Origin of the sequence: Desulfurivibrio nitratireducens (genome assembly GCF_044068515.1) — a bacterium.
Taxonomy (GTDB): Bacteria; Desulfobacterota; Desulfobulbia; order Desulfobulbales; family Desulfurivibrionaceae; genus Desulfurivibrio.
In genome coordinates this window covers 1-2152 of record NZ_JBIPKI010000093.1, presented here as the reverse complement: position 1 = coordinate 2152, position 2152 = coordinate 1, and the positions used below count along the sequence as shown (strand labels likewise).

The 2152-nt window shown below is 59.6% G+C and carries 1 protein-coding gene; it reads left to right on the top strand.

From position 1 onward, the window contains the following. The first annotated feature begins 36 nt into the window (after positions 1-36). On the top strand, positions 37-1722 hold the full coding sequence (locus tag ACHHTY_RS12015; protein ID WP_395494412.1) for a glutamine--tRNA ligase/YqeY domain fusion protein: 1686 nt from the start codon (positions 37-39) through the stop codon (positions 1720-1722). Positions 1723-2152 lie beyond the last annotated feature (430 nt).

Genomic DNA, 2152 nt, shown 5'->3' with positions numbered 1-2152 from the left:
GCCGGTATTCAGCAGCATCGGGAGCAAGCAAAAAACATGAGTGAACCCATCAAGCCTTTGGCCGCCGATTTCATCCGGACCATCATCACCGATGATCTGGCCAGCGGCAAACACGACCAGATCGTCACCCGGTTTCCCCCGGAGCCCAACGGTTATCTGCACATCGGCCACGCCAAGTCCATCTGCCTCAACTTCGGCATTGCCGGCGAGTTCACCCCGGCCCGCTGCCACCTGCGCTTCGACGACACCAATCCCAGCAAGGAGGAAACGGAATACGTCGAGGCGATCAAGGAAGATGTCCGCTGGCTGGGCTTCGACTGGGGCGAACATCTTTACTTTGCCTCGGATTATTTCGAGCAGATCTACGAATACGCCGAACACCTGATAAAAAACGGCCTGGCTTACGTCTGCGATCTCTCGGCCGAGGAAATCCGGGCCAGCCGGGGCACCCTGACCGAACCGGGCCGCAACAGCCCTTACCGCGAGCGCCCCAGCTCAGAGAGTATCGATTTATTCCGACGGATGCGGGCGGGGGAATTCCCCGACGGCGCCAGGGTGCTGCGGGCGCGAATCGATATGGCCTCGGGCAATCTCAATCTCCGCGACCCGGTGCTCTACCGGATCATGCACCGCGGCCATCATCGCACCGGGGCGCAGTGGTGCATCTATCCGATGTACGATTTCACCCACCCTATTTCCGACGCCCTGGAGGGAGTAACCCATTCCCTCTGCACTTTGGAATTCGCCGATCACCGCCCGCTTTACGACTGGATAATCGTTAACTTGCCGCTTCCCTGCCAGCCCCGCCAGATCGAATTCGCCCGCCTGAATCTGGGCTATACCGTGGTGAGCAAGCGCAAGCTGCTGCAGTTGGTCAACGAAGGATATGTCGGCGGTTGGGACGACCCCCGGATGCCGACCTTGTCGGGCATCCGCCGGCGGGGCTATCCGCCGGCGGCGATCCGCAGTTTCTGCGACCGAATCGGGGTGGCCAAAAAGGAAAGCCTGGTGGATGTCAGCCTGCTGGAACACTACGTGCGGGAGGAACTGAACGAATCAGCCGTCCGGGTCATGGGCGTACTCAAGCCCTTGAAAGTGGTGATCACCAATTATCCCGCCGGCCGGAGCGAGGAGTTGACCGCGCAGAATCACCCCCAGAAACCGGAAATGGGTAGCCGTCTCCTGCCTTTTGCCCGGGAGATTTATATCGAGCGGGATGATTTCATGGAGGAACCGCCCAAGAAGTTTTTCCGGCTGGCTCCGGGCCGGGAAGTGCGGCTGCGTTACGCCTACTTTATCAAGTGCGATGAAGTGATCAAGGATGCTACCGGCGAAATCAGCGAGCTGCGGTGCAGCTACGATCCGGCCACCCTTGGCGGCAACGCCCCCGACGGGCGCAAGGTGAAGGGCACCATTCACTGGGTGGCCGCCGACCGGGCCCTGAAGGCCGAAGTGCGCCTCTACGACCGCCTCTTTACCGAGGAGAACCCCGAAAAAGCCGCGGCCGGCGGGGGCGACTTCAAGGATTTCGTCAACCCCCATTCCCTGGTGATTTTGCCGGACTGCCGCCTGGAACCAAGCCTGGCCGCCGCCCGGCCCGGCCAACACTTCCAGTTTGAACGCCAGGGCTATTTCTGCCTGGACGGCCAGGATTCTCGCCCGGAAGGCCCGGTTTTCAACCGTAGCGCGACCCTGCGCGACACCTGGGCCAAACTCCGGTAAACGACCAGCAGCACCCCATCTTTGGCCGATCAGGCCGGCTCACATAGCGCTGCTATAGTTTGCCGGCCTGCTTGACCAAATCTGGGGCACTGCTGATCGTTTACCTTTATCGTCATACGTTAATCTGCAAGGGCAGTAGCACCCCATCTTTGGCCGATCAGGCCGGCTCACATAGCGCTGCTATAGTTTGCCGTCCTGCTTGACCAAATCTGGGGTACTGCTGATCGTTTACCTTTATCGTCATACGTTAATCTGCAAGGGCAGTAGCACCCCATCTTTGGCCGATCAGGCCGGCTCACATAGCGCTGCTATAGTTTGCCGGCCTGCTTGACCAAATCTGGGGTACTGCTGATCGTTTACCTTTACCGTTATACGTTAATTTGCAAAAGGGCAGCAGCACCCCATCTTTGGCCGATCAGGCCGGCTCACA

Bases quoted from the DNA above. Each gene is read 5' to 3' on its own strand.
- ACHHTY_RS12015 (WP_395494412.1), top strand. From the start codon at position 37: ATGAGTGAACCCATCAAGCCTTTGGCCGCCGATTTCATCCGGACCATC.